Source organism: Onishia taeanensis, from assembly GCF_013349955.1.
Classification (GTDB): Bacteria; Pseudomonadota; Gammaproteobacteria; order Pseudomonadales; family Halomonadaceae; genus Onishia; species Onishia taeanensis_B.
Genome location: NZ_JABVXC010000002.1, coordinates 21,246 through 42,274 on the forward strand (window position 1 = coordinate 21,246; position 21,029 = coordinate 42,274).

The 21,029-nt window shown below is 61.8% G+C and carries 18 protein-coding genes; 4 read left to right on the forward strand and 14 right to left on the reverse strand.

Translation table 11 applies throughout. The annotated features are described in order from the left end of the window. Positions 1 to 11: 11 nt before the first annotated feature. Positions 12 to 1,574: a sigma-54-dependent transcriptional regulator gene (locus HUS66_RS02870; protein WP_175069467.1), complete on the reverse strand. Its 1,563-nt coding sequence runs from the start codon at positions 1,572 to 1,574 to the stop codon at positions 12 to 14. Between the two features lie 368 nt (positions 1,575 to 1,942). On the opposite strand from HUS66_RS02870, the gene phhA reads away from it, so the two are divergent. The 3 genes from phhA to HUS66_RS02885 all read left to right on the forward strand — a co-directional run bounded on the left by phhA (position 1,943) and on the right by HUS66_RS02885 (position 4,409). Then, a complete protein-coding gene (gene phhA / locus HUS66_RS02875; RefSeq protein WP_175069468.1) occupies positions 1,943 to 2,767 on the forward strand; it encodes a phenylalanine 4-monooxygenase in 825 nt (274 codons plus the stop codon). A 114-nt stretch (positions 2,768 to 2,881) separates the two neighbouring features. Further along, on the forward strand, positions 2,882 to 3,220 hold the full coding sequence (locus HUS66_RS02880) for a 4a-hydroxytetrahydrobiopterin dehydratase (RefSeq protein WP_175069469.1): 339 nt from the start codon (positions 2,882 to 2,884) through the stop codon (positions 3,218 to 3,220). 1 nt (position 3,221) lies between these two features. Then, positions 3,222 to 4,409 (forward strand): aromatic amino acid transaminase, encoded by a 1,188-nt coding sequence (locus HUS66_RS02885; RefSeq protein ID WP_175069470.1) that lies wholly within the window; start codon positions 3,222 to 3,224, stop codon positions 4,407 to 4,409. A gap of 167 nt (positions 4,410 to 4,576) precedes the next feature. On the opposite strand, the gene HUS66_RS02890 is transcribed toward HUS66_RS02885, so the two are convergent. The 3 genes from HUS66_RS02890 to HUS66_RS02900 form a co-directional block, all read right to left on the reverse strand. Continuing rightward, entirely contained in the window at positions 4,577 to 5,836 is a 1,260-nt protein-coding gene (locus tag HUS66_RS02890) for a D-amino acid dehydrogenase (RefSeq protein WP_175069471.1), read from the reverse strand. 233 nt (positions 5,837 to 6,069) lie between these two features. Beyond that, entirely contained in the window at positions 6,070 to 7,344 is a 1,275-nt protein-coding gene (locus tag HUS66_RS02895) for an MATE family efflux transporter (RefSeq protein WP_175069798.1), read from the reverse strand. A gap of 212 nt (positions 7,345 to 7,556) precedes the next feature. Further along, positions 7,557 to 9,413, reverse strand: coding sequence for a putative bifunctional diguanylate cyclase/phosphodiesterase (locus HUS66_RS02900; protein WP_175069799.1), 1,857 nt, complete (start codon positions 9,411 to 9,413; stop codon positions 7,557 to 7,559). A 414-nt stretch (positions 9,414 to 9,827) separates the two neighbouring features. Here HUS66_RS02900 and HUS66_RS02905 point away from each other — a divergent pair, with 414 nt between their 5' ends. Beyond that, the gene (locus HUS66_RS02905; RefSeq protein WP_175069472.1) at positions 9,828 to 10,622 is read left to right on the forward strand and encodes a 2OG-Fe dioxygenase family protein; all 795 of its coding nucleotides are present in this window, start codon (positions 9,828 to 9,830) and stop codon (positions 10,620 to 10,622) included. 327 nt (positions 10,623 to 10,949) lie between these two features. Here the strand turns inward: HUS66_RS02905 and HUS66_RS02910 are convergent, their stop codons facing one another. The 10 genes from HUS66_RS02910 to trpB form a co-directional block, all read right to left on the reverse strand. Then, a complete protein-coding gene (locus HUS66_RS02910) occupies positions 10,950 to 11,531 on the reverse strand; it encodes a YceI family protein (RefSeq protein ID WP_175069473.1) in 582 nt (193 codons plus the stop codon). A 90-nt stretch (positions 11,532 to 11,621) separates the two neighbouring features. Then, positions 11,622 to 12,176 carry a cytochrome b gene (locus HUS66_RS02915; protein WP_175069474.1) on the reverse strand — a complete coding sequence of 185 codons (555 nt, stop codon included), beginning with the start codon at positions 12,174 to 12,176 and terminating at the stop codon, positions 11,622 to 11,624. 257 nt (positions 12,177 to 12,433) lie between these two features. Further along, the gene (locus tag HUS66_RS02920; protein WP_175069475.1) at positions 12,434 to 13,639 is read right to left on the reverse strand and encodes an O-succinylhomoserine sulfhydrylase; all 1,206 of its coding nucleotides are present in this window, start codon (positions 13,637 to 13,639) and stop codon (positions 12,434 to 12,436) included. Positions 13,640 to 13,650: 11 nt separating this feature from the next. After that, positions 13,651 to 15,180 carry an amidophosphoribosyltransferase gene (gene purF, locus HUS66_RS02925; RefSeq protein ID WP_175069476.1) on the reverse strand — a complete coding sequence of 510 codons (1,530 nt, stop codon included), beginning with the start codon at positions 15,178 to 15,180 and terminating at the stop codon, positions 13,651 to 13,653. A 64-nt stretch (positions 15,181 to 15,244) separates the two neighbouring features. Further along, positions 15,245 to 15,832, reverse strand: a complete 588-nt coding sequence (locus HUS66_RS02930) for a CvpA family protein (protein ID WP_175069477.1) — start codon at positions 15,830 to 15,832, stop codon at positions 15,245 to 15,247. After that, a complete protein-coding gene (locus HUS66_RS02935) occupies positions 15,829 to 16,560 on the reverse strand; it encodes an SPOR domain-containing protein (protein WP_175069478.1) in 732 nt (243 codons plus the stop codon). Before HUS66_RS02935 ends, HUS66_RS02930 begins: the two co-directional genes overlap by 4 nt. A gap of 43 nt (positions 16,561 to 16,603) precedes the next feature. Continuing rightward, positions 16,604 to 17,959: a bifunctional tetrahydrofolate synthase/dihydrofolate synthase gene (folC, locus tag HUS66_RS02940; protein ID WP_175069479.1), complete on the reverse strand. Its 1,356-nt coding sequence runs from the start codon at positions 17,957 to 17,959 to the stop codon at positions 16,604 to 16,606. A gap of 11 nt (positions 17,960 to 17,970) precedes the next feature. Beyond that, on the reverse strand, positions 17,971 to 18,921 hold the full coding sequence (gene accD / locus HUS66_RS02945; RefSeq protein ID WP_175069480.1) for an acetyl-CoA carboxylase, carboxyltransferase subunit beta: 951 nt from the start codon (positions 18,919 to 18,921) through the stop codon (positions 17,971 to 17,973). A gap of 85 nt (positions 18,922 to 19,006) precedes the next feature. After that, on the reverse strand, positions 19,007 to 19,810 hold the full coding sequence (trpA, locus tag HUS66_RS02950; protein WP_175069481.1) for a tryptophan synthase subunit alpha: 804 nt from the start codon (positions 19,808 to 19,810) through the stop codon (positions 19,007 to 19,009). A 26-nt stretch (positions 19,811 to 19,836) separates the two neighbouring features. Further along, positions 19,837 to 21,024 (reverse strand): tryptophan synthase subunit beta, encoded by a 1,188-nt coding sequence (gene trpB / locus HUS66_RS02955; protein ID WP_217487911.1) that lies wholly within the window; start codon positions 21,022 to 21,024, stop codon positions 19,837 to 19,839. Between the last annotated feature and the right edge of the window lie 5 nt (positions 21,025 to 21,029).

The following is a 21,029-nucleotide window of genomic DNA, read 5'->3' on the forward strand; positions in this document are numbered from 1 at the left end:
ATGGCTACCCCTCAATCGGCCTCGTCGCCAATCCCGTAGCGCTTGAGCTTGTTGGCGATGGTGGTGTGGGATACACCCAGGCGACGCGCCAGCTGACGGCTCGAGGGGTGCTCAGGGTAGAGGGCTGCAAGCACGCGTTTTTCGACGTCGCCGATGATCTCACCAAGCGAACCCTCCAGATCCACTCCGGCGAGCCCTGGCCCCTGGCCCACTTCAGGCAAGCGCAGGTGCGACGATTCGATGGTACCGCCTTCGCATAGTGAAACGGCCTGGAAGAGCACGTTCTCGAGCTGACGCACGTTGCCCGGCCAGTGATAATTCGAGAGCCGTGCCTGAGCCGCCAGCGAGAGCTTGGGCAGCGGGCAGCCGATCTGGCGGGCGGCGCGGTCGAGAAAGTGCCCAGCCAGGTCCTCGATGCCGTCGAGGCAATCACGCAGCGGCGGCACCTGCACCGAGAGCACATTGAGGCGATGGTACAGATCCTGGCGAAACAGTCCCGTGGCGCAGAGCCCCGGCAAATCCTGCTGGGTGGCACAGATCACCCGCACGTCGAGGTAAGTCTCCTCGTCGCTGCCCACCCGGCGAAAGCCGCCATCCTGCAGGAAGCGCAGCAGCTTGACCTGCAGCCGCGGGCTCATTTCTCCCACTTCATCGAGAAAGATGGTGCCACCGGCGGTCAGTTCCAAAAGCCCCAGCTTGCCCTCCGGCCGGGCGCCCTCGAAGGCGCCCGAGGCATAGCCGAACAGCTCGGTCTCGGCCATCGATTCGGGCAGCCCCGCACAGTTCAGCGCCATGAAGGGGGCCTGGCCGCGGGGGCTGGCCAGGTGGCAGGCCCGGGCCAGCAATTCCTTGCCGGTACCGGTCTCGCCCTCGATCAGCAGCGGCGCGTCCAGCGGCGCCATGCGCCGGGCCTCGCGAATCAGGGTGGCAAGTCGTGGGCTCGATTGAAAGATCGATTCGAAACCGCGCAGCTCTTGGCGCTGTACCTGGTAGATACGCTCACCGATACGGTCCGCCCGATGCAGGGTCACCACGGCACCGGCCAGCGACGCCACATCATCATGGCGCTCCCGGTGCAGCGGTGCGATGTCGGCCAGGTAGGTGGCGCCCTTGAGCTTGAGTCGCAGGCCATTGACCCGGGCGTTGTTGCGCCGAATCAGGTCGGGAAGATCCAGGTCGGGCAGATAGCGATCCAGCGACAGACCCGGCACTTCGTCGACCCGCACGCCAAGCATCTGCCCGGCGGCCCGGTTGGCGGCCACCACGCGACCGTCCATGTCGATCGACATCACCGGCTCGGAGAGCGATGAGAGCAGCGCATCCAGCTCCAGATGACGCCGCTCGCTGGGCATCAGGCTGACACGCTTGACGCCGAAGACCCCGGGTATGGTCTCCAGCGTCGGCTTGAGGGAGGCCAACTGGGCGTTGAGCAGCTGCGGCAGGTGCAGGTAGATGGTATTGCCGTGATCGCCACCCACCTCGCCATGGGCCACGTTGACGCCGTAATCGGCGAAGTGGGCGACGATGTCCCGCAGGATGCCGATCCGGTTCTGGCAGTGAAATTTCAGGCGCATGGCAGTATCTCGGTAAGAAGCCCTGTTCAAGGTAGCGGTGTGCCCGTGGCGCGAGCGCGACATGGCGTCACCGGGCATTACGGGCGTCAAGGCGCCGTGACTCGCCTGTAAAGCTAACGTGACACTCATCCGGTCTCAAGGCCATGTGCTAGCGAAAGCGACGATTCCATGACGTCACAAGCACGCAACCGTCAACTTTTCGTGACGATTTTACTGCCGGGCAGCTGGTCCGGCGTCGTAAAAGCGACTTCCCTCGAGTTCCGGCTCTCATAGACTGAGATCAGGTGAGAAGCACGAGGGGCTCGTTGTGCCTTTCGCGATAGCCCGCAACGACCAATAACAAAAGCACGCCAACCGGAGACTGCAGTATGACCACGCAGACCCAACCGATCGCCGCCAAACCGAGCAAGTATCAGGCGCGAATGCCCGATGCCCGGGGCCACATCGCCTACAGCGACCAGGAACACGCCACCTGGCAGACCCTGATGCAGCGCCAGTTGCCGATCCTCGAGAACCGCGTCTGCCAAGAGTATCTCGACGGCATGGAGCGCCTGGACCTGCCCGAAACCCATATCCCCCAGCTCGCCGAAATCGACCGGGTGCTCGAGGCCACTACCGGGTGGCAGACCGCTCAGGTGCCTGCGCTGATTCCTTTCGATACTTTCTTCGAGCTGCTCGCCCATCGCCGCTTCCCGGTTGCCACCTTCATACGCACCCCGGAGGAACTCGACTACCTTCAGGAACCGGACATCTTCCACGAGATCTTCGGCCACTGCCCGATGCTGACCAACCCAGCCTTTGCCGATTTCACCGCGACCTATGGCAAGCTCGGCCTGGCGGCCAGTCCCAAGGAGCGAGTCTACCTGGCGCGACTCTACTGGATGACGGTGGAATTCGGCCTGGTCGATACCCCACAGGGACGACGCATCTACGGCGGTGGCATCATTTCCTCGCCCAAGGAGACCGTCCACGCGCTGTCCGATACTCCCGAGCATCATGCCTTCGATGCCCTGGAGGCGCTGCGCACGCCCTATCGCATCGACATTCTGCAGCCGCTCTATTACGTTCTTGACGATCTCGAGACCCTGCACGACCTTTCCCGACAGGACATCATGGCACTCGTGCACCGCGCCATGGAGCTTGGCCTGCATGCTCCCAAGTTTCCGCCCAAGCCCAAGGCCGTCGGTGCCTGATCATTGCCAACCGGACATTGGCACCCTGGTCATTGTTGAATAGACCGGCCGATTCGATGGTCCCTGACACATCAGACCACTGATTATCACCACCCAACCCCTGAGGATTACCCCATGAGCGATCTTTCCGAACAGCAATGCGAAGCCTGCAGCTGGGATGCCCCCCATGTCACCGACAGCGAAATCGAGACGCTTGGCCAGCAGATTCCCGAGTGGCAGATCATCGACCGCGATGGCATCATGCAACTGGAACGTGTCTTCAAGTTCCGCAATTTCAAGCAGGCCCTCGCCTTTACCAATCGGGTCGGTGATATTGCCGAGGAAGCCGGCCACCATCCCGCGCTTCTTACCGAATGGGGCAAGGTCACCGTGACCTGGTGGTCACATGAAATGAAGGGCCTGCACAAGAACGATTTCATCCTAGCCGCCAGAACCGACGAGGTTGCAGCCTAAAATGTTCGAGCAGATTCAGCGGGTGCCCGGGGACGCGATCCTCGGGTTGATCGAAGCCTTCAACAACGACACCAACCCCCAGAAGGTCGACCTGGGCGTCGGGGTCTACCGGGATGCCGCCGGCACCACGCCCGTGATGCGGGCCGTCAAGGAGGCCGAGGCCCTGCTGCTGAAGAACGAGACCACCAAGAGCTACATCGGCTCTCACGGTGATCCGCGCTACGGCAAGGCAATCCTGCCCATGCTGCTGGGCGAGGAGTCGCCGGTGCTGGCTGCCAACCGCGCCAGTGCGACCCAATCGCCCGGCGGTACTGGCGCCCTGCGTCTGGCCGCAGACTTCATTCGCACTCAGCTGCCGGGGCGCGGCATCTGGGTCAGCGATCCTACCTGGCCGAACCACCTGGGCATCTTCCAGGCCGCCGAGCTGAAGCTGGGCAAATACCCCTACGTCGATGCTGACAATCGTCTGGACTTCCCGGGCATGTTGGCGGCGCTGAAGGAGATTCCGGTGGGTGACGTCGTGGTGCTGCATGCCTGCTGCCACAACCCGTCCGGCTTTGACCTGTCCCGCGAGCAGTGGCACCAGGTGCTGGAGGTGGTACAGGAACGTGAGCTGCTGCCGCTGGTCGACTTCGCCTACCAGGGCTTTGGTGAAGGCCTCGAGGAAGACGCCTATGGCGCACGCCTGCTGGCCGAAAGCCTCGATGAGGTGCTGATCACCAGCTCTTGTTCCAAGAACTTCGGCATTTACCGTGAGCGCACCGGCGCCCTGGTGGTAATCGCCAAGAACCATGAGCAGATGGAAAACGTGCGCTCTCAGGTCGCCATCGTGGCCCGCGAGAACTACTCCAACCCGCCTGCCCATGGCGGCGCCATCGTCACCGAGATTCTGGAGTCGGCGGAATTGGCCGCGGTGTGGCGCGAGGAGCTGACCGAGATGCGCGATCGCATCAACGGCCTGCGTCGCGACTTCGTCGAAGCCCTGAAGCCCCATGGCCTGGCCGACAAGTTCGCCTGTGTCGGCGAGCAGCGCGGCATGTTCTCCTACACGGGCCTCAGCCCGGAGCAGGTCGACCGGCTGCGTGACGAGTTTGGCATCTACATGGTGCGCTCGGGCCGGGCCAACGTGGCCGGCTTCTCCGATGAGAACCTGCCCTACCTGGCCAAGGCCTTCGCCGCAGTCAACTAACTAGGCTAAGTAGCCCAGGCAGGCATCACCCGCTACACCATCACGCCCGGGACAGATGTCCCGGGCGTGATGCGTTCTACACTTGCCTGGCTGCTCCAGGTCCTCCCGAACGACAAAACGCCCCGCCGGCTAAGCCGACGGGGCGGTAAGCTGCCCGCTGGATGCAATCAGCTCGCGTAGCGACTGACGTCCAGATCCTTAGGGTCGATCTCTGGCTTGCGGCGATCCATCAGATCGGCCAGCAGATGGGCGCTACCACAGCTCATGGTCCAGCCCAGAGTGCCATGGCCGGTATTCAGCCACAGGTTGTCGTACTTGGTGGCTCCGATGATCGGCGTGGAATCCGGGGTCATCGGGCGCAGGCCGGTCCAGAACTCAGCGCGCTCGACGTCGCCGCCCTCCGGGAAGACATCCTTGACCACCATGCTGATGGTGGCGCGGCGCTTCTCGAGCAGACTCATGTCGTAGGAGGCAAGCTCCGCGGTACCGCCGACCCGGATACGATCGTTGAAGCGCGAAATTGCCACCTTGTAGCTCTCGTCCATCACCGTCGACTGAGGCGCGCCGCCCTCATCGGTGATCGGCACGGTCAGACTGTAGCCCTTGACCGGGTAGATCGGCAGGCGAATGTCCAGATCCTTGACCAGGAACTTGGAGAAGCTGCCCATGCAGACCACATAGGCATCGGCACTGATCTCGCCTGCGCTGGTCACGACCGATTCGATTCGGCCTGCGCTGCGCTTCAAGCGCTCGATGGTTACCCCGAAACGGAAGGTCACGCCGAGCTGCTCGCGGCAGTAATTGGCCAGGCGGTTGGTGAAGAGATGGCAATCGCCGGTCTGATCGTCGGGCAGATGAAGCCCACCCACGAACTTGCCCGGCACTCGGGCAAGCGCCGGCTCGATATCCTTGATTTCCTCGGCGTTGAGCAGCTTGTGGCGCACGCCGCACTGCTCGAGCACCTGCATGTCCTTGCCCACCGCCGCGACCTGGCTGTCGTGGCGGAACAGCTGCATCAGGCCCTTCTGGCGATCCTCGTAGCGGATGCCGGTATCCTCGCGCAGCGCATTGATGCAGCCACGGCTGTACTCGGCGACGCGCACCATGCGCTCCTTGTTGATCGCATAGCGCTCGGGCGTGCAGTTGTTGAACATCTGCATCATGAAGCGTGCCATGGTGGGGTCGGCCTTGGGCTGGATCTTGAGCGGCGCATGCTCCTGAAACATCCACTTCATGGCCTTCTGGGGAATGCCGGGGGCGGCCCAGGGCGAGGAGAAGCCGAATGAGACCTGGCCGGCATTGCCATAGCTGGTCTCCATGGCCGGCGCGTCCTGGCGATCGATGACCGTAACCTCATGGCCCTGGCGCGCCAGGTAGTACGCACTGGTGACACCTACCACACCGCTGCCGAGTACGACGACCTTCATTGCCTCTCCCCTTTATATTGCTGTCTTGTTGCTTTCGTTGGATATGCTGCACCCCATGCCTGCCCCAACAGCCATCAGGGCATGCCCCGCCAGCCACGCTGGCAGGAGACATGAGTATAAGGGAGGCGTTTAAGAAAAATATTCTGAATTATGTCTTTAATAGACAACTAAAGACCAAAATTTAGCCGAAAAAGCAGTGCTTTATTTCGGAAAAAAGCTAAATAAAGACATTATCACTGTGAATAGTCTATCGCCGGGCGTCGCTGCCGATATAGCCACCAGGCGAGAGTACCGGCCAGGACATTACCGATGGCCGCGCCCACGGCCAGCCCGACCATTCCAGCAAGCTGGCTACCCAACCACAGGCAGGGAAGGTAGCAGAGGAACAGACGGACGCCCGACATCAGCATCGCGCCCAGCGGCCAGCCCAAGGCATTGCCGGCCGATACCACTACCATACATAGCCCCAGCAAGGCATAACTTGGCAGCAGGAAGCGGATCAGCAGTGCCAGGTCGTCTCGGACCTCCGGATTGCCCGACAACAGTAGCGCCAGCCAGGGAGCGGCCAGGGCCAGCACCACGCCCAGCGCCAGCTGCCAGCCGATGATCACCCGCGCGGCCAGCCCCATCAGGCGGCGAATGGTGGCCCCATCACCGGCGCCATGGCAGCGCCCCAGCCAGGGCGGCAGCGACATGGTCAACGCCAGCACCAGCATCAGCGAGACCGTTTCCAGGCGACTGGCCAGGCCCCAGGCGGCGACGCTGGTCTCGCCAAGGGTCGCGACGATGCGAGTAGACAGCATCGCCGCCAAGGGTGGCATCAACTGACTGACCATGGCCGGCGCGGCGATTCCGGCAAACCCGGGCGCCGAACGGCGAGACTCGGCAAGCAGCCCCTGCCAGGCCAACCAGTCATGACGAGCAAGACGCCCCGACAGCAACACCAGCCCACCGCTGAACGCCAGCACCGTGGCCCAGGCTGCACCGGGAAGTCCCAGGCCGTCCCAGTCACCGACACCGAAGATCAGTAGCGGATCGAGCAACAGATTGATCAGGCTAGTCACCACCATCAGTTTGCCCGGCAAGCGGGTATCGCCGTGGGCACGAAAGAGGCTATAGCCGAAGTAGACCAAGGCCCCCAGCCAGGCCGCCAGGAGCTGTGGGCCCCAATAGGACCGAATCAAGGCAAGGCTGCTGGGCTCAGCCCCAAGCAGGGGAAACAGGCGATCCTGCAGGATCCACAGCAATAGCGCCAACACCGCGATCACGCAGCCGGCAACCACCAGCACCAGGCTACCCAGGCGCTTGGCACGCTGGTGCTCACCGGCACCCAAAACCCGCGACAACTGGGCCGCAATGGCGATCCCCAGGCCCACCTGGACGCCGATAATCAGGAAGGACAGCGGAAAGGTAAACGACTGGGCGGCCAAAGGCGCCGTGCCCAGGCGGGCGATAAAGGCACTATCGACCAGTTGGAAGCCCAGCAGCGCCATCACACCGATGGCCATCGGCCAGGTCTGGCGCCATAACCGACGCCCCAGAGATTCGCTCACTGCATCCGATACGGGCACATTGCCTCCAGGCGACTATGCAAAAGGGCAATATTGTACTCCCCGCGACGCCATTGCGCAGGCCCGAAAATCGGGCTATCCATGCTGAGTCAGTGGCTGGATCGGTGGCTGGGTCAGTGGCTAGATCGGTGGTTGAGTCGGTGGTTGAGTCAGTGGTTTGGCAATTGTCCACGCACCGTCATCAACGAGCGCTGCAGGCGACCGATATCATCGGCGCTCATCGGCTTGAAGTAGTAAAATCCCTGCACAAGATCACAGCCGAACTCACGCACTAGCTCAAGCTGTTCCTCGTTCTCGACGCCCTCTGCGACCACCTCGAGGCCGAGCTGGTGGCCGATGAAGACCATCGCCGCCATGATGGCACGATCGCTCGGCTCCTCAGGGGCATCCTGCAAAAACCCCCGATCGATCTTCAGTGACGTGATCGGAAACTGCTTGAGATAGCTCAGCGACGAATAGCCGGTTACAAAGTCATCGATGGCGATCTTCATGCCGCGATGATAGAGCCGGCGCAGCGTAGTGAGGATGTATTGATCAGCCTGTATCAGGACGTTCTCGGTAAGTTCAATGCCGATATCTCGAGTCGTCAGGCCGAACTGGTCCATGCAATTTTCAAGATAAGCAAAGACATCATGCTGGATCACTTGCTTACCGGACAGGTTGATATCGATGCGACAGTCTCCCAAACCTGCCGCTTTCCATTCGGCCTGCTGACGACAGGCCTCATGGATGGCCCACTCGCCAATGCGATAAATCAGGTTCGAGCGCTCGGCCACCGGGATGAACTCTGATGGCGGAATGCTGCCACCTTCGCAGGGAAACCATCTAAGCAGGGCTTCCAGGTTCTCGACCCGTCCACTGGTGGCGGCCACTTGTGGCTGATAATACAGCCGCAACTCACCATCGCGCAGCGCTCGCTGCAGACGCTCGACCATACGATACTCATGAACCAGCTCATCATGCAGACGCTGATCGAAGAACCAGTAAGCCTGCCCGGTAGCAAGCTTGGCCCGGTTCTTGGCTACATCGGCATTCTGGATCAACTCGCGTGCACTGCGCCCATTATCCGGATAGAGGCTGACCCCGAACTTGAGGCTGACATGCAACTCGCCAAGCCCAATATCGAAGGGTTCTTCGAAGGCCGAGAGCACCTTTTCGACCAACGGCATGGCGTTGCTACCGGCCTCGAGATGCGGGAAGGCCATCACGAATTCGTCGCCACCAAACCGAGACAAAAGATCGGAGCTTCTCTGGCAGCTACGCAAGCGATGAGCGACCTCTACCAGCAGGCGGTCGCCGAGCTCGTAACCCTCGGCATCGTTGACATCGCCAAAGCCTTGTATATCGGCGAAGACTACAGCGACCACTTCTCCTAGCCTTCCGGCATTGACCAGACACTCATTGAGCTGGGTCGCAAAGGTCCCGCGATTGGGGAGCATGGTCAGGGAGTCGAAGCGAGTGACGAACTCCAGGTCTCGTCGGGCCTGTTTCTGGTCAGAGAGGTCGACATCGACGCAGAACATCAGCGGGTCTTCAGTGTGTTCGCCTAGCATGACATGGTGCGAGAACACTACCACCGGTTCGCCGAACTTGCGTTTGAGCTCGAGTTCCGAGGCCGGAATCTCGATGCCCTCTTGCACCCAGGCACGATGGGCATCAATGACCCCATAACGCATCTCGCAGGGAATGATCAGGTCCTCGAGCAACTGGCCCTGTGCCTCATCACGCGTATAGCCATAGAGCTCGCTACTGGCCGAGTTCCAGTAGATGACGCGACGGTCGCGATCGTAACCCTGCACGGCCACCTTAGGCAGGCTTTCAAGCAAAGCACGAAAGCGCTGCTCGCTTTCGGAATAGTGGCGCTGAACTCTCGCGAGATCGCCAGCACCCGATGTGACCGCCGCTTCATCGTGCAGAATTCGGTTTAGGCAGACGTAAAGCGCCAGGCATAGCAGCACGATGCCGACGATCTGGAGCAAGTGTGGATTATCGAGGGTGGCGCACATCAAGACGGCGACACCGGATAGGCCAGAAAATATCAGCGTCCTGGCATATCGCCATGTGGCTAGCCGCTTGAAAACGCTAGGTATGTGCCGAAAGGCAAAAGGCAAGTAAACGTCTCCCAGATCATCGTTGAGGCCGCCGGTCACTTCGCTCAGGACTCGCCCATCAGCGAAGTACGGCAATACCCGCACCCCAATAACCTACTGTGATCCTTCATGGCGCCTTCCATGCTGAAGGGCTACACGCTATACGTCCCCCATCCTAGCTGACATATGGACTTATCGTATCGCGGCAATGAGAAATTTACACGTTTGATTGGCTTTATTGACCAACTATCTCAAACCTTGAGGGGTTGCTTTTGTAGCAACTTTTACTGCTGCCGGTACTGGCAGCGTCACCTCACGAGGAATGAGACCATGAAAAACGAAAGCCTGAAACACGGTTACGACCTGTCCGCCGTCGCCCAGCCAACACCGCCGCCTTACTGGGAGTCAAGCGTCTCTCAGGCGTTGTCGCGCCAAGGCTGGTGCCTGGACGACATCTCGTCGCATATCGACCTGGAGGCTTGGGCAAGCTTCCTGCCCGCTTTGCCCAGGGATCCTTATGTGAACCGCCGCTGGAAGCGCATGTCGTGGCTGAACCTCACCGAAGAAGGCGAGGTAGACGTCATGGGGAACTGCCCGATGGCACAGGGCGGTGCCTTCAACGATGCAGAAAGCATGGCCGACAAGCTTCGCTACTACCCGGCTCTGGAAGAGCGCTTTACGGAGCGTCAGGACGTGAAGGCCTTTATCAAGGCCTGGGCCAAGATGTGGGGGATCGGCCCACGTGAGCCGATCCTCATGCAAATCACCGGCAGCCGTGGCAAGGGTATGATCGACCCTCTGCAAGGACAGGGGATTCATGCCGACGGCTGCAAATTCCTGAGCATCTTGGTCATCAATCGCGATAACGTCGATGGCGCGACCAACCGCCTGTATGCCGATAAGACCGGCCAGCAGCCGCTGCTGGAGCACGTCACCGAGCCCGGACAAATATTGCACCTGCATGATGACCGGCTTTTCCACAGTGTCGATGCCATGACCCAGCGGGACCCGAGCCGTCCCTTCGAGCGTTTTATCATCATCATCAATAGTCGCTTCGTGGATGGCTTTCAGAACCGCATGTTACGTCGTCACTTCCCCGATGCTGTGCTGCATAACGTCTTCTAACACCGTTCAATCACCCCAGGAGTAACCGCTGACAACAGGGGCCACATGACTGACTATCCCGCAAGCAGCGAAAGGAATTCGCGAACCGGCCAACGTCGTTGGCCGGTTTTTTTATCTCACTGCAGGCTGCACCAGCCACAGAGCTTTTTCACATAGATTTGCCACCGGACCTATCCCCACGGACCTATCCCCACGAACCTGTCCCCACGCCCTGTCCCTACGCACCTGTTCCCACGAACCGTTGCCATTGAACTTGTTCATTAGCACATAAAAAGGCACCACCGGTCGCCCGGCAGTGCCCTGGTCATCACTCATTCGAGGCGCGTGTTACTGACGAATGCCTTCAAAGGTCACATAGAGTTCGAGCGTTTGCATCGGTTCCGGCATGCTGCTCATATCGATGTCGAAGTCAGCGAGCGTCAGGGTAGTGCTGCCCTCGAAGCCTTGGCGATAGTTGCCCCAAGGATCTTCACCTCCGCCGATGTGCTCGACATTCATCTCGATGTCCTGCGTCTTGCCATGCAGGCTCAGCTCGCCTGTCAGTACGCCCTCACCTTCGCCGGTCGACTCGAACCCGGTAGACGTAAAGGTGGCCGTCGGATATTCCCCCGCATCGAGGAAATCTTCACTGAGAATATGTTTATCACGCTCGGCATGGTTGGTGTTCAGGCTTTCGACATCGACCTCCATGGATACTGACGACGCTGCCAGGTTCTCCGGATCGTAGCTGAAGTCGCCACTGAACTCCTCGAAAGACCCCAGGATGTAGGAGAAGCCCAAATGACTGATCTTGAACTGTACGAAGGCATGTTGCCCCTCGGTATCGATCTTGTAATCGGCGGCCTGAGCCTGGCTCATCGGCACCAGGGCAGCAGCGGTCAGGGCGGCTAGTGCAGTCTTCTTCAACATCGTCTTGCTCCTTCTTGAATGAAAACGTGGCTGGGCAATGACTTAGCGTCGCCCGGCAGTGGAAGACTGATGCAACGCATCAGCACCCCGTCACGGCTTGCGCGAGATGCGCGGGTTAATCATGCGAACCAGAATGTCATGGCGGTCAATAACGTGGTGCTTGAGTGCGGCCAGCATGTGCACGATAGCGAGACCGATCAAGGCCAGAGCGAGATACCAGTGGACGGTACCGGCAAGCGTTGCCTGGCGAGGCAGGTCGCTGACAAGGGCCGGCACCTCGAACCAACCGAATACGCTGATGCCGCGCCCATCTGCAGTAGAGATAAGGTAGCCGCTGACGAGTACGGCCACCAGCAACGCATAGAGCCCAAGGTGGCCAAGCTCGGCGGCAAGCCGCTCGAGCCTTGCTCCGGGCAGTGCCGGTGATGAACCTGCAGCTCGCCAGATCAAGCGCAAAATCGTCGCAGCGAACAGCAGCACGCCAATCGAACGATGCCACCAGGGGGCCAGGTTATACCAGCTGTGATAATAGCCAAGATCGGTCATCCACCAGCCCAGGGCGAAGAGACCAACGATTGCCACAGCGCTGGTCCAGTGCAACACAATGCTGACGATACCCCAGCCTCGCCGAGTATTACGCCACATTCCCCTGCCCTCCTGGCCTTGGTAGTTATGGTTGCCGCAGTAGAGCTGCCGCAGTGGAGCTGCCAAACAGTGTAGCTGCCCCTACGTAAAGGGTTGAGTGTATATGAGTTCCTGATCATACCTACCGGCCCTGGATGGAACAGCGGAAAAATATGAACGTTTCATGTACTTTCCACCAATGATGGCGATGGCCTTTCCCAGACACGACAACGCCCCGACAAGCGGGGCGTCATTGATGGACAAGAGCCGGATAAGCGTCAGCTCATCAGCGCATCCAGCCCACGGGCCAGATCGCCCTTGATGTCCTCGATATCTTCGAGGCCCACCGAGACTCGCACGAGACCTTCTGCGATACCGGCCGCGCGTTTCTGCTCATCGGAGAGGCGGCCATGAGTCGTGGTGGCGGGGTGGCCAATGGTGGATTTCACATCCCCCAGGTTGCCCGTGATCGACAGGATGCGGGTCGCATCGATGACCGACCAGGCCGCATCGCGGCCACCCTCGACTTCGAAGCCCAACACCCCGCCGAAACCGCGCTGCTGATCGGCAGCCAGCCGATGCTGCGGATGGCTCTCAAGGCCGCTGTAATGCACCTTGCTCACCGCCGGATGCGCGTCAAGGAAGCGCGCCAGCGAAAGCGCATTGTCACAGTGGGCGCGCATGCGAAGGCTCAATGTCTCCAGGCCCTTCAGAAACACCCAGGCATTGAAGGGGCTCATGCAGGGCCCGCAGGTCCGCACCACTCCGAAGAGCGCCTCGAGTTCCTTGTCACGACCGACCACTGCACCGCCCAGCGCACGGCCCTGACCGTCCAGATACTTGGTGGCCGAATGGATCACCAGGTCGGCGCCAAGCGCCAGCGGGCGCTGCAGCGCCGGGGTCAGGAAGCAGTTGTCGATCGCCAACAGCGCCTCATGGCGATGCGCGATCTCGGCCAGGGCCGGGATATCCACCACCTCGGAGAGCGGATTCGATGGCGTCTCCGCAAACAGAAGCTTGGTACGCGGGGTCATCGCCGCGTCCCAGGCCTCCAGATTCGACAGCTCCACGTAGTGGGTCACGATGCCAAATTTGGCCAGATACTTGTCGAACAGGCTGACCGTGGAGCCGAACAGCGAGCGCGACGCAACGATCTCGTCGCCGGCCTCTAACAGCCCCAGCACCGTCGACAGAATGGCCGCCATGCCTGAGCTGGTGGCAACGCAGCGCTCGCCGCCTTCCATGGCCGCCAAGCGCTTCTCGAAGGTGCGCACCGTAGGGTTGGTGAATCGCGAATAGATGTTGCCGGCTTCTTCCCCGCCGAATTTGCGCGCCGCCTCGGCGGCACTGCCGTAGACGAAACTGGACGTCGGGAAGATCGGCTCACCGTGTTCCTGCTCCGCGGTGCGGGCATGTCCGGCACGGATTGCCTGGGTATCGAGCGCCCAGTCGTGCCAGGCCTCAAAGTCGCTTTCGTCGTTCATGCCGTCTCCCTTCAAGCGAAATCGTCGTCCTGATCATCGTCCTGATTATGCATGCCTACCAGGGCATGGTCACCGGCACTATGATCCTTGGCAGAATCGTTGCGCGAGGCTTCCAGGTTGTTCAGGTAGGCCTCGTCGATATCGCCGGTGATGTAACGGCCATCGAAGACCGAACAGTCGAAATCCTCGAGCGCCGGATTGACATCGCGACAGGCCGTCTTCAGATCTTCGAGATCCTGATAGATCATGCGATCGGCACCGATCAGGTCGCCCACCTCGGCCTCGGTGCGGCCATGAGCAATCAGTTCTTCGGCAGACGGCATGTCGATGCCATAGACATTCGGGTAGCGCACGGGGGGGGCGGCGGATGCAAAGTAGACCTTGTTGGCGCCGGCTTCGCGAGCCATCTGGATGATCTCGTTGCAGGTGGTGCCACGCACGATGGAATCATCCACCAGCAGCACGTTCTTGCCCTTGAACTCGACGTCGATGGCGTTGAGCTTCTGACGCACCGATTTCTTGCGCATCGTCTGCCCCGGCATGATGAAGGTCCGCCCGATGTAGCGATTCTTCATGAAGCCTTCGCGGTAGGTCACCCCAAGATGCTGGGCGAGTTCCAGCGCCGAGGTCCGCGATGTATCGGGAATCGGGATCACTACGTCGATATCGTAGTCGGGCCACTCCTGACGGATGCGGTCGCCCAGCTTACGGCCCATCTGCATGCGGGTGCCGTAAACATAGGCACCGTCGAGGATGGAGTCCGGGCGCGCCAGATAGACGTGTTCGAAGATGCAGGGGGCAAGCTTGGGGTTGTCGGCACAGGACTGGGTATGAATATTGCCATCGAGGTCGACGAAGATCGCCTCGCCCGGTGCCAGATCCCGGTGCAGCTCAAAGCCGCCCACGTCCAGCGCCACCGACTCCGAGGCGATCATCACCTCCTGGCGCCCTTCCTCCTGACGGGTGCCGAAGACCACCGGACGAATGCCGTGAGGGTCACGGAAAGCGACCATGCCATAGCCGTTGATGATGGCCACGGCCGCATAGCCACCATTGCAGCGACGATGCACCCGACGAACGGCGTCGAAGATATCCTCAGGGCCCATGCTCAACCCCTGCTTGCCCAGCTCATGGGCAAAGACGTTGAGCAGCACCTCGGAGTCTGAGCTGGTATTGATGTGGCGCAGATCGCTCGAGAACAGCTCCTGCTTGAGCTGGTCGGAGTTGGTCAGGTTGCCGTTATGGGCAAGCGAAATGCCGTAGGGCGAGTTGACGTAGAACGGCTGAGACTCCGCTTCACTGGAAGACCCGGCGGTCGGATAGCGCACATGGCCGATCCCCAGGTTGCCCTTGAGGCGACGCATATGGCGGGTGTGGAAGACATCACGCACCAGGCCATTACTCTTGCGCAGCAGGAAGCGTCCCTCGTGCCAGGTCATCATCCCGGCGGCGTCCTGTCCGCGATGCTGAAGGACCGTCAGAGCGTCATACAACGCCTGGTTCACCGCCTGATTGGCCATTAGGCCTACGATACCGCACATTCCGGCTTACCTCGCTTGCAATGGTGCTTCGACGCCGAACGGGCCGACGCCATGAAAAATGGGTTCAGAGTGCGCCATCCTCGCGCGCAGGAGCGGTGTCGCTCGCCGGGGCGTCCTGCCCCAGAACGTCTGGCAGAGCAAAGGATCGGAGCTGCTCGGCACGCTCTGGGTCCTGGCGCTCCCAGGCCGCCACGCGATCGAGCGCCCAGGCCTCGAGACGCTCGAAGGGCGGGCGGACCTCGGCATTTTGCCAAGCGCTGAGCTGCTCGAGCGGCGTAAAACCAATCAGCAGCGTGGCCAGCACCAGGATCACTCCCCCCTTGAGGGTGCCGAAGACGGCACCGGCAATGCGGTTGAAGAACCCCATGCCGACCCACTCGACGGCGGCATGCAGAAGACGGATGACGATGCCACCAAGCATGATGACGACAAAGGTCACCAGCACGAAGGCCAGCACCAGGCGGCCATCGGGGCTGTCGATCAACCCGGCCAGCATATCCGCCACTGGTTGGGCGAAAAACCGCGCCGCCAGCAGGGCCAGCACCCAGGTGGCGAGCCCCAGGCCTTCCTGGATCAGGCCCCGCATGAAACCGCCGAGCATGGTAACGGCCAGTATCCCCACAAAGATCCAGTCGATCCAGGTCAGCGTCATGGTGACATCCTCACCACCAGTCCTTGCAGATTAGCCTTGGCCTTGAGCTCGCTGCGCGCACGCTCGCCCTCCTCAGCGCTAGCATAGGGTCCGACATAAACGGCGGTCAGGTCATTGCCCCGTGGGCGGCTAAAGACGCTGAAGCCCTGGGACTCGAGTTTTTTCGCCAGACGCTCGGCGTTGCCAGGCTCACCGAAGCTGCCGGCCTGCACCGACCAATCGCCGGAGGCAGCACGCTTGGCTTCCGCCGCCCGAGCGAGCTCGGCGATGGGATCTGCCGACTGTTCGGTCCCTGCGTTGTCGCTCTGCCCTTGATCCGAGGCGGCCTGAGACGCAGCCGATGATTCGCCGGAGGCGACAGACGTTGATCCGTCTGCGTCAGAGTCATTCGAAGGCTGCGCGGGAGCCGCTGTAGGCTCCTGTGAGGCCTCAGGGTCATCGCTGCCACTGGTGGTACTCGACTGAGCGGGCTCCGTCACAGCGGCCGCCGAGCGCTGCGAATCGCCCTCCTCGGCTGCCACGTCGCGGGATGTCTCATCGAGCCGGCTCGGCGGCTGCGGATCATCGACTTCCACGCGTTCGACCTCCAGCGGCGCTTCGATGCTGAGCATCGGCTGGGGTCGCTCATCTCGTGATACCGGGTCATCGAACAGCATCGGCAGAAAGATCACCGCCAAGGCCAGCAGGATGATTGCTCCGCTAATCCGCTCACGCATTCCGTACTTCATTCACCCCTCCCCGGCTCGCCTTCCTGGCGCGCCACTTATTCTGCTACGCCTGCGACGGAGGATCACCTGCTGACGATTCCCAGCGCGCCAGCACCTCCGCCACGGTAAAGAAGGACCCGCACACCAGGACTTCATCCTCAGCCTCGAGGTGCGCTTCGAGCCAAGCTGCCCCGGCGGCCGGCGAGTCGGCAAGCGACAGCACCTCACCGCCAAGAGCACGAATCAGCTCGGCAAGATCGCCTGCTGACCTGGCCCGGTCGCCGCCAAGGCTGGCCGGGACCCAGGCATCAACGACCTGGGACACGGCCGTCACCACGCCCTCGGCGTCCTTGTCAGCAAGCATGCCCAGCAGCGCGACACGCCGCCCGGCACAGGGCCGCTGGGACAGACGCTCGGCGAGATAGGCGGCGGCGTGTGGATTATGCCCTACGTCCAGGCACCAATTGCCTCGCCACTGCATGCGTCCGGCGAGCACCACCTCTCGAAAAGCCCTCTGACAGGCCTCGGCCTCGAGGGTCACGCCTGCCAATGTCAGTGCCTGTAAAGCCGAGGCCGCATTATCCAGCGGCAAGCCGGGGTCGGGCAACGCCGTGAGGGTCAGGCCTTGGCCCTGGGTGTCATGGCCCTGCCAGCACCAGCCAGAGGCGTCTGCGCTCTGGGTGAACTCACGCGCCAGGCAATGTACCTGTGCACCTAGCCGGGCCGCCGTGTCATGGACGCTTGCCGGCAGCGAGGCACTGCCCAGCACCGCCGGGCGACCGGCTCGCAGAATACCGGCCTTCTCGCGACCGATGCCTTCGAGGTCGGTCCCCAGAAAAGCGGCATGATCCTGGGCGACGGTGGTGACCACTCCGACATCGGCATCGATGACGTTGACGGCATCCAGTCGGCCGCCCAGCCCCACTTCCAGAATGGCGATATCCGGCTGGCGCTGAGCAATTGCCCAGAGCCCGGCCAAGGTACCGGCCTCGAAATAGGTCAGGCTGACCGGTTCATCCTCGAGACGCGCCGCCTCGACCCGGGCAAAGCCCTCGATCAGGGTCGCGTCACTGGCCTCTTCACCGTCAAAGCGCAGGCGTTCGTTGTAGCGCAGCAGGTGAGGCGAGGTGTAGGTAGCGGTGCTCAACCCGTGGGCACGAGCCAATGCGTCGAGCATGGCGACCGTCGACCCCTTGCCGTTAGTGCCGGCCACGGTGATCACCGTGGTCGCGATGCGGGCTTGGGCAGGATCTGGCGAACCGGCTTGGGAAAGCCCCAGACGCGCAGCGACCTTGGCCACGCGCTCAAGGCCAAGGTCGATGCTGACCGGATGCTGCTGTTCGAGGCGCTCGAGCCAGCCCTCGAGGGTCGAGGGCTGGGGGTCACTGACCCGCGAAGATGGCGGTTGAACTGCGCTCATGTCGGCTGGTGTCAGGCCTCGCGATTAACGTCTTCGGTCTCTGGCTCAGCCTCGCGCTGGGCCTCGTCGACCAGGTCCGGCTCGTCATTTTCCAGCTGGCCGAAAGCCGGCTGATGGGTCAGCTTGCGGAGCACGCCCCCCAGGCGACTGCGCATTTCCTGACGGTGCACGATCATGTCGACGGTGCCATGTTCCAGCAGAAACTCGCTGCGCTGGAAGCCTTCCGGCAGCTTTTCGCGAACCGTCTGCTCGATCACTCGCGGACCGGCGAAACCGATCAGGGCATTGGGTTCGGCGACATTGAGATCGCCAAGCATGGCGAGCGAGGCGGAAACACCGCCGTAGACCGGGTCGGTGAGCACGGAAATATAGGGAATGCCTGCCTGCTTGAGTTTCTCGAGTGCCGCCGACGTCTTGGCCATCTGCATCAGCGAGAACAGCGCTTCCTGCATGCGAGCGCCACCGGAGGCGGCGAAGCATACCAGCGGAATGCCTTCCTCGAGAGAGCGTGTCGCGGCCTGGACGAATTTCTCGCCGACCACAGCGCCCATGGAACCGCCCATGAAGCTGAACTCGAAGGCCACGGCCACCAGCGGAATATCATCCAGCTGGCCGCGCATGGCGATCAGGGCATCGTTTTCGCCGGTGTTCTTCTGGGCCGCACCAAGGCGATCCTTGTACTTCTTCGAATCACGAAACTTGAGACGATCGACCGGCTGCAGATCGGCCCCAATCTCTTCCCGATTGTCCTGATCGAGGAACCAGTCGAGACGCTTGCGCGCGGTCAAGCGCAGATGATGGTCGCACTTGGGACAGACGCTCTGGTGCTTTTCCAGCTCGGGGAGGTACAACACTCCTTCGCACTTGGGGCACTTGCGCCACAGGCCGTCAGGCACGCTGGTGCGACGGTCCTTGCGCTGAATGCGCCCCATGGAGGGCACGATCTTGTCTAGCCAGCTCATATCAGAAGGTTTCCATCATGCTGGGCCCGGCGCGACCGGGCCGATGTTGATTCAAATGTCGCAGCGCGTCATGCGCTCACCGGCGTCAGGCATCCAGCGCCTGACGCATCTCGCCCAGAATATCCTTGAGGCGGGGCGCGATGGCCGCCGGATCGTCGACACAGGCGGCGATCTGTCCGACCAGCACACTGCCGACGATGACACCCTCGGCGACCTTGCCTACGGCCGCCGCCGTGGCGCCGTCGCGAATACCGAAGCCCACACAAAGCGGCAGGTCAGAGAGCTTGCGCAGCGGGGCCAGGTGAGCATCGATTTCGTCGACGTTCAGCGTCGCGGCGCCAGTCACGCCCTTGAGCGAGACATAATACAGATAGCCTTCGCCATGGGCGCTGATTGTACCGGCGCGAGCATCCGAGGTGGTAGGGGCCACCAGGAAGATCGACTGCAGACCACGCGCCTTGAGCACGGGGCCAAATTCGTCGGCCTCTTCGGGCGGCATGTCGACGGTCAGTACACCATCGACGCCGGCCGCTTGCGCCTGATCGGCGAAGGCCTCGTATCCCATGCGCTCGATGGGATTCAGATAGCCCATCAGCACCACCGGGGTGTCGGTGTCCTGTTCGCGGAACTCGCGCACCATGGCGAACAAGTGAGCAAGACGAGTGCCGTGCTTGAGCGCCCGTTCGCACGCCTTCTGGATGACCGGGCCATCGGCCATCGGGTCGGAAAACGGCACCCCCAGCTCGATGATGTCGGCGCCGGCCTCGACCAGCGCATGCATGAAGCCCACGGTGTACTGGGGCGCGGGATCACCGGCGGTGAGGTAGGGGATCAGGGCCGTGCGGCCCTGCGCCTTGAGCGTGGCGAAGCGTTGATCGATTCGGTTCATACCCTTGTCCTGGTCGCGGTCCACGATTAAATCTCGATGCCATCAAGCTTGGCGACGGTGAGGATATCCTTGTCACCGCGCCCGGAGAGGTTAATGACGATATGCTGGTCGGGCCGCATGGTCGGGGCCAGTACCTTGGCATAGGCCAGCGCGTGGGCCGACTCGAGAGCGGGCATGATGCCCTCGACGTGAGTGAGCTCGCGGAATGCCTCGAGCACCTCCTTGTCATTGGCCGCCACATAGTTGACACGGCCGACATCCTTCCACAGCGCATGCTCCGGCCCCACGCCCGGGTAATCGAGTCCCGCAGAAATGGAGTGGGTATCGGATACCTGGCCGCCCTCGTCGGACATCAGGTAGGTACGGTTGCCGTGCAGTACGCCCCGCGGCGCATTGCCGGTCAGTGGGGCCGCGTGGCGGCCGGTCTCGACGCCGTCACCGCCGGCCTCGACGCCGTACATGGCGACATCCTCATCCTCGACGAAAGGATAGAAGAGCCCGAGCGCATTGGAACCACCGCCGACACAGGCGATCAGGGCATCCGGCAGACGGCCGATCTGCTTGAGAGACTGCTCCCGAGCCTCGCGGCCGGCCACGGCATTGAAGTCACGCACCAGCATCGGGTAGGGATGCGGACCGGCGACGGTGCCGATGATATAGAAGGTGTTATCGACATTGGTCACCCAGTCGCGCAGCGCCTCGTTCATGGCATCCTTGAGGGTGCGCGAACCGGACTCGACCGGAATGACGGTAGCGCCCAGCAGTTGCATGCGATAGACGTTGAGCTTTTGCCGCTCGACGTCTTCGGCGCCCATATAGATGGCGCACTCGAGCCCCAGGCGAGCCGCCACGGTGGCCGTCGCCACACCGTGCTGGCCGGCACCGGTCTCGGCGATGACCCGTGGCTTGCCACTCTTCTTGGCCAGCAGGGCCTGGCCGATGGTGTTGTTCACCTTATGAGCGCCGGTGTGGTTAAGATCCTCACGCTTCAGCCAGATCTGCGCACCGCCCAACTCCCTCGACCAGCGTTCGGCATGGTAAAGCGGCGAAGGACGGCCCACGTAGTGGGCCAGATCATGGTCGAATTCGGCCTGGAAATCGGGGTCATCGCGAAGAGCCATATAGGTCTCTTCCAACTCCTCCAGGGCGAAGCTCAACGTTTCCGAGACGAACCGGCCGCCGTAGGCGCCGAAATGGCCTCGTGCATCCGGCATGCGGG